The sequence below is a fragment of the Bacillota bacterium genome, assembly GCA_023511455.1.
Taxonomy (GTDB): Bacteria; Armatimonadota; HRBIN16; order HRBIN16; family HRBIN16; genus HRBIN16.
The window spans coordinates 58142-64981 of record JAIMBJ010000019.1; the positions used below are offsets into that span (position 1 = coordinate 58142).

4 protein-coding genes and 1 pseudogene are annotated in these 6840 nt (G+C 63.8%); all 5 read right to left on the reverse strand.

Going from position 1 to position 6840, the window contains the following annotated elements:
- Positions 1–150: 150 nt before the first annotated feature.
- Positions 151–1107, reverse strand: coding sequence for a HEAT repeat domain-containing protein (locus K6U75_11060; GenBank protein ID MCL6475577.1), 957 nt, complete (start codon positions 1105–1107; stop codon positions 151–153).
- A gap of 5 nt (positions 1108–1112) precedes the next feature.
- On the reverse strand, positions 1113–2318 hold the full coding sequence (locus K6U75_11065; GenBank protein ID MCL6475578.1) for a VWA-like domain-containing protein: 1206 nt from the start codon (positions 2316–2318) through the stop codon (positions 1113–1115).
- Positions 2319–2321: 3 nt separating this feature from the next.
- Positions 2322–3410, reverse strand: a pseudogene (locus K6U75_11070) (MoxR family ATPase).
- A 200-nt stretch (positions 3411–3610) separates the two neighbouring features.
- Positions 3611–4618, reverse strand: a complete 1008-nt coding sequence (locus tag K6U75_11075) for a hypothetical protein (GenBank protein ID MCL6475579.1) — start codon at positions 4616–4618, stop codon at positions 3611–3613.
- A 104-nt stretch (positions 4619–4722) separates the two neighbouring features.
- The coding region (clpB, locus tag K6U75_11080; GenBank protein ID MCL6475580.1) for an ATP-dependent chaperone ClpB at positions 4723–6840 on the reverse strand (2118 nt) is incomplete at its 5' end.

Sequence of the window (6840 nt, forward strand, 5' to 3'; positions counted from 1 at the left end):
TGGTTCAATGCAACACCTGCCCTACTCCTGCGAGGAGAGGGGAGTTTGGTGCCCTCACCCCCTGCCCCTTTCCCGACGCTGCGGGAGAGGGGTGTCCTGGCTCCCCCTTCCCTCGCAGGGAAGGGGGATGGGGGTCAGGTCAAACTGCCTTCACCCCTGGGGCTGCGCGGGCAGCAGCCTCTCCAACGCCTCCTGCGCGGCTTGCAGTACCTCTGGAACTTTCTCCTGCAGCGTCAACTGGACGATGGCGTTGGCAGCGCGGGGGTCACCCAACTTGCCCAACGCCCGACACGCCGCCGCGCGAACCGTGCTTTTCTTATCAGCCAGCCGTCGGATCAAAAGCTTCACCCCACGAGCATCTCCCAACTCGCCGATCGCCTCACAGGCAGCGACGCGGGCGACCGTGTTTCTGCTATTGAGCATGCGCGGGATTTTCTCCCATACCCGCTCGCAGCCCAACTTCGCCAGTGCCACACAGGCAGCTGATTGAAGAACCAAGTAGCCAAAACCCAGTTCTGGCTCCAGGAGCGGCAGCATCGGCTCCACCGCACGCACGTCGCCCAACGCACCCAGCGCCTCACACGCCGCCACGCGAACCGAACTGTAGCCATCCCCCAGCCGTTGCAGGAGCGGTTCAAAGGCACGCACGTCGCCCAACTTGCCGAGCAACCGGCTTACCTCTGCGCGCTTTGCATGAGGGTCTTGCAACGCTGCCAGCAGTGGACGCCACAACTGCTCCTCGCCAGCCGCGATGCGATGGCGCAGTTGCTCCACCGCCTGCGCCTTCCCCTCCAGCCCTTCGGTCACCAGCTGCGCCTCTGCCCCAAAACCCAACGCACCCAGCGCCCGACACGCCGCCGCGCGAACCGAACTGTCATCATCCCCCAGCCGTTGCAGGAGCGGTTCAAAGGCACGCACGTCGCCCAACGCACCCAGCGCCCAACACGCCGCCGCGCGAACCGAACTGTAGCCATCCCCCAGCCGTTGCAGGAGCGGTTCAAAGGCACGCACGTCGCCCAACGCACCCAGCGCCCAACACGCCTCGCGCCTTGTCCGCCAATCGCCGCGGGTCAACTGTTGTATCAGTTCGTCCACTTTGTGCGCCATCTCGCTCATTCCTCCGTCTCTCTGGCTGGAATACATCGTACTGCCCGCGCCCATGCGGGGGCGTGTGTTTCTTTTGTCGTCAACGCCACCACTACCCGCATCCCCCGCGGCGGCTTGTCGGGCCAGCCCGTAACTCCGTCCGTCACTACCACCAGCACGTGGGGCGGCGGGACTAACCGCTGCGCCGCGGCGATGCCCACTCCCATGTCCGTGCCTCCTCCACCTACCAGCTGCACCTGTTCCGCCCGGAACACGCGCCGCACCTCGTGCACCGCCGCATCCACGCTCAGCACCGTGACTTCGCGCACCTGCCGCAACACCGCCCCAATCTCCGCCAGCGCCTGCGCCAGCTCGGTTTCGCTCATCGAGCGCGAAGTGTCCACCACCACCGCCACGCGCGGCAGCGGCTTGCGCAGGCTGGGCAACACCACCTGTGGCAACGCGCACTGACGGCGGTTGGGGCGGCTGTAGGTGTAATCCTCCAATCCCATCGTCCACGCCAGCGCGCCCTGAACCGCCGCGCGCAACTCCCGCCGCCAGTCCACCTGCGGCTTCAGCTTCTGCCTTGCCCAGCGCAGGATTTCGTCTGGCACCCTGCCCTGCGACTTCGCATACTCCACGATGCGCAACGCCGTCTCGCGACGGATTAACTCCGCATGGGCGTCGCTGACCGCCGAAACGGAAGCGGCATCTGCTGGCAACTCCCATGCCTCCTGACGCCCGTGCGCACAGGAACCGTGGTCCTGCACTAGCAAACCTCCGCCAGGAGGGACACACAGGCTGTCCGCTTGCTGCTGCAACTGCTCACAATACTCCTCGGCGGTGAGATTGGGCGGCAAGCCGAACTGCTCCGGCAGCACCCCGTCCTCTGGCAGGCATAGCCCCTCGCGCTGCACGATGCTGTTAATCGCCAGGTCCCCCCCAAGATTGGCAATCCGGGGCGGCCATGCCGCCAGCCGTTCGGGGTGCGCGTTCAGCAGGTGCCACAGTTCGTGATACAGCACACCGACCAGCTGCTGCGTGTTCCAGCGGGCGATGCCCTCCGGGTCGTAGTAGAGACGCCAGAGCCTGTCTACTCCGATGTCCCCCAACGCACGCCTGCGGAGACCAGGTGCCGCGGCAGGTATCAGCGCAAAGGCGGCAGCCGCTATGTAGGGACGCTCTCGGAGCAGCAGGAAACGCGCCGCACGCAGGTTTTCTGGCAACTCCATCGGCTACCTCCCCACCTGCACGATATTAGCGCGCTGCAGCAGGGGCAGGAAGGCGCGGATTTCGTCCGGCGGGATGTAGTTGGTCTTTGCCGCCCGCGCCAGCTGCAGCGCGACCGCCCCCGCGATGTCATCCACGCCGAGCTTTGCCGCCTGCGCCAGCACCCGCCAAGCCGCCTGCCAGCGTTCCAGCGTGTTGCGGTTCACCACCACCGCCACCACCGCCGACAACACCGCGTATTGCTTATCTCCCTCTTCTGGAAGTTGGAGGTCTTTGGGATGGCGCAGCAAGTGTTCGGGGTCGGGCAGGTCGGTATTGCGCAACCAGTGCACAAACTCGATGCCTACGCCCTCGCCTACCGTCTCCGCGACGTAGGGCAACGCCTCCTCGGTGGGCAGGTTCTGCTGCAGCACCACCGCCAGCAGGCGACTGGCATGGTCCCAGCTGCGCGGGGAGGGCCAGGCGTAGCCCGCCTGCTCCTCCGATTTGGGCATCTACAGCAACAGGTGCGGGCGCGTTCGGATGAATCCTGCCACCAGCGCACGGGCGCGCAACCACACCGATTCGTCCACTCCCGCCACCTGCGGAGGACTACCCCAGTAGGCAGGGAACTCCTCCGCCCATTGCGCCGGGTCTAAGCGAAACGAGATGTGCGACAGACGGTTTGCCAGCGGCGGCTTGAGGTTCCATCCGTCTGCCGCGACGTCCGGTGGGTTCGCTGCCGCCAGCACCGCCACGCCATCGGGGAGCTTGAGGTCACCCACCACGCGCTCCAGCACCACGCGCAGCATCGCCGCCTGTACCACCGGTGGCGCGTTGCTGATTTCGTCAAAAAACAGGATGCCTCGCCCTGCCTGATGTAGCCGCACCGCCCACGCCGGCGGCGCGAAACGCACCCTGCCATCGTGAATTACGGGCAAGCCGTTGAAATCGGAGGGCTCGTGGATGCTGGCGATGACGGTCTCCACCGGCAATCCCAGTCGCGCCCCCAGCGCCAGCACCGTCGCCGTCTTACCCACTCCAGGCGGTCCCCAAAGAACTACCGGAATGCGCGTGCGCACGTAGAACTCCAGTCGCTTTTGCAACGCGGACATCGACTCTTCTCCACAGACACCTTTGCCGATAGTCGCACCAGCTTGGTCACTAAGCAGGTGCTTTGCTGATTTTGTCTCCCTTGCTTATCAGAACCTCCGATGACATCTGGCTACCCGAATAATGCACATACTGTCTACATCCGAGTGAAAGTAGAAGCTGTTTGTTCTAAACCACATTCTACATCGTCGAAGCTAAAAAATCAAGCAGGGGACAGAGGGTGTCCGAGAATTCCTTTTCCTTGTGCTCCATCCACCCAAAACATCAACGACACACACCAAAAATTACCCGCTCCACCTCCCACCCGCAACCACTGCACCAAGTTCCACAATACCAACATCCCCCACACCTGCACCCGCGCATACTTCCAACTGCGACATCCTACGTAACTCCCATATACCCACTTCACACTCCCAAACACCTGTTCCACCCGATACCGCTCCCCCAACGCCCATCCATACTCCCCCAAACGCTCTAACGCCCGAACACGCGCCTTGTCCCGAACGCCCTGACGCAAACCACAACCCACACGAACCACAGGCAACCAGCCCACCTCCTCCACCTGCGACAACAAACCACCCCGATACCCATACAACTTGTCACCTACCAACAACGCACCACCACCCACCAACCCACTGCCATACGACCCTAACCACTCACTCAGCAAACGACCCTCGTCCGCATATGCACCACCCAACGACACCCCCACCACCCAACGACGACCACCACCCCGACAATACACCAACACCACCGCCTTCACATGCGAACGTATCCGCCGTATCTCTGACCCACGACGAAACTGCGCATCAAACGGCGTGTCAAAACCCACACCCGTGCCGTCCACAAACACCACAGGCACTTCAAACGGCACCTCCACAACCTCCCGCGCAATCCCCTGCGCCGCCAGCCAATCAAGCAGCGCGTGCCAGCGTGCGTCGGGGATGGTCTGCAGACGATACAGCAGCGTGCCCAGCGCGGGCAAAGGCTCCTCCGGCAGCACTTCGGGGGCGACGCAGAAGAGTAGTTGGCGATACGAGAGGCGTCGGGCGGTGCGCAACAGGGCGAGGGTGAGGATAAGGGCTTCGGAGTAGATGGGTTTGCGTCCTCTGGTGCGAGGCAGCGGGTGCTGCTCGGTGAACTGGGTCACGGCTTCGTAGATAGCGCGTGCGCGCAGTGTGCTGAGCGTGATGCGATAGTTTCGGTGTTTCATGGTATGATTATACCCCACTGCACTACCTATTCTCGAACACCCTCAGCAGGGGACATGCAATCGCCCCCTGCTTTCGTGCAACCCGTTTGCCACCGTTGCAGTGCCTAACCCACCACTTCCGCTTCCACGCGCCTGGTGAAGACGAGTTCGCCGTTCTGTGCGTCCACCACGATGTGGTCGCCCTCGGTGAACTCGCCCGCCAGCAGTTTCATGGCAATCACGTCCATGACGCGCTTCTGCAGCACGCGCTTCAGCGGTCGCGCCCCATACACGGGGTCAAAGCCCTCCGCTGCGAGTATCTCCTTCGCCGCGTCGGTGATGGTCAGCGCCATCTGCTTGTCTGCCAGCCGCTTCTGCAGCAAGCCAACCTGGATGTCCACAATCCGCTTAATCTCGTTCACCGACAGCGGGTTGAAGACGATAATCTCGTCGATGCGGTTCAGGAACTCGGGGCGGAAGTGCGCCCGCACCGCCTCCAGCACCTGCATCCGCGCCTCCTGCATGTTCAGGAAGGCGTTCTCCGCCAGATAGTGCGACCCCAGGTTGGATGTCATAATCAGCACCGTGTTCTTGAAGTCCACCGTGCGCCCCTTGCCGTCGGTGAGGCGTCCGTCATCCAGCACCTGCAGCAGCACGTTGAACACGTCGGGATGCGCCTTCTCGATCTCGTCCAGCAGGATGACGCTGTACGGGCGTCGGCGCACCGCCTCGGTGAGCTGCCCGCCTTCCTCGTAACCCACATAGCCCGGAGGCGCACCGATGAGCCGCGCCACCGAGTGTTTCTCCATATACTCCGACATGTCGATGCGGATCATCGCGCGCTCATCGTCGAACAGGAACTCCGCCAGCGCACGCGCCAGCTCGGTCTTGCCCACGCCCGTCGGACCCAGGAACATGAACGAACCAATGGGACGGTTGGGGTCCTGCAAGCCCGCGCGCGCCCGACGCACCGCGTTGGAGACCGCCTCGATGGCATGGTCCTGCCCGACCACGCGCTGACGCAACCGCGCCTCCATGTGCAGCAGCTTCTGCATTTCGCCTTCCATCAGGCGCGAGACGGGAATGCCCGTCCACTTGCTGACCACCTCGGCGATGTCGTCGGCGTCCACCTCCTCCTTCAGCAGCTTCATCTGCTTCTGCAGCTCCTCCAGACGCTTCGTCTCGGCGTCCAGCTGCTTCTGCAGGGAGAGGATGACGCCGTAGCGCAGCTCCGCCGCCTTTGCCAGGTCGCCCTCACGCTCCGCCGCCTGCTCCTGCAGGCGTGCCTGCTCGATCTGCTCCTTGATGCGGCGGATATTGGTGATAATCTCCTTCTCCTGCTGCCAGTGCGCCTTCAGGCGGTTGCTCTCCTCGCGCAGGTTGGCGATTTCCGCCTCCAGCTTCGCGAGACGCTCTTTGCTGGCGGGGTCGTCTTCCTTGCGCAGCGCCTCGCGTTCGATCTCCAGCTGGCGGATGCGCCGCTCGATTTCGTCGATTTCGGTTGGCATGGAGTCGATCTCCATGCGTAGGCGCGACGCCGCCTCGTCGATCAGGTCAATCGCCTTGTCGGGCAGGAAGCGGTCGGTGATGTAGCGGTGCGATAGCGTCGCCGCCGCCACAATCGCGCTGTCGGTGATGCGCACGCCGTGATGCACCTCGTACCGCTCCTTCAGCCCGCGCAGGATGGCGATGGTGTCGTCCACATCTGGCTCAGTGACCAGAATGGGCTGGAAGCGACGCTCCAGCGCGGGGTCTTTCTCGATGTGCTTGCGGTACTCGTCCAGCGTGGTCGCGCCCACACAGCGCAGTTCGCCGCGCGCCAGCATTGGCTTCAGCATGTTCGCGGCGTCGATGGCACCTTCCGCTGCTCCCGCGCCCACGAGGGTGTGTATCTCGTCGATGAAGACGATAATCTGCCCCTCGGCTGCCTGAATCTCGCGCATCACCGCCTTCAAGCGGTCTTCGAACTCACCGCGGTACTTGGTCCCCGCCACCATCGCGCCCAGGTCCATCTGCCAGACGCGCTTGTTCTTCAGCCCTTCGGGCACGTCGCCTGCCACGATGCGCTGCGCCAGCCCTTCCACGATGGCGGTCTTGCCCACGCCCGGCTCGCCGATAAGCACGGGGTTGTTTTTGGTGCGCCGCGACAGCACCTGAATCACGCGCCGGATCTCCTCATCGCGCCCGATGACGGGGTCGAGTTTGCCCTTGCGGGCGAGGTCGGTCAGGTCGCGCCCGTAGCG

What these genes read in the sequence shown, in the direction of transcription:
- K6U75_11065 (MCL6475578.1), bottom strand. Translation starts at nt 2,318, where the DNA reads ATGGAGTTGCCAGAAAACCTGCGTGCGGCGCGTTTCCTGCTGCTCCGA.
- K6U75_11060 (MCL6475577.1), bottom strand. Translation starts at nt 1,107, where the DNA reads ATGGCGCACAAAGTGGACGAACTGATACAACAGTTGACCCGCGGCGAT.
- K6U75_11075 (MCL6475579.1), bottom strand. Translation starts at nt 4,618, where the DNA reads ATGAAACACCGAAACTATCGCATCACGCTCAGCACACTGCGCGCACGC.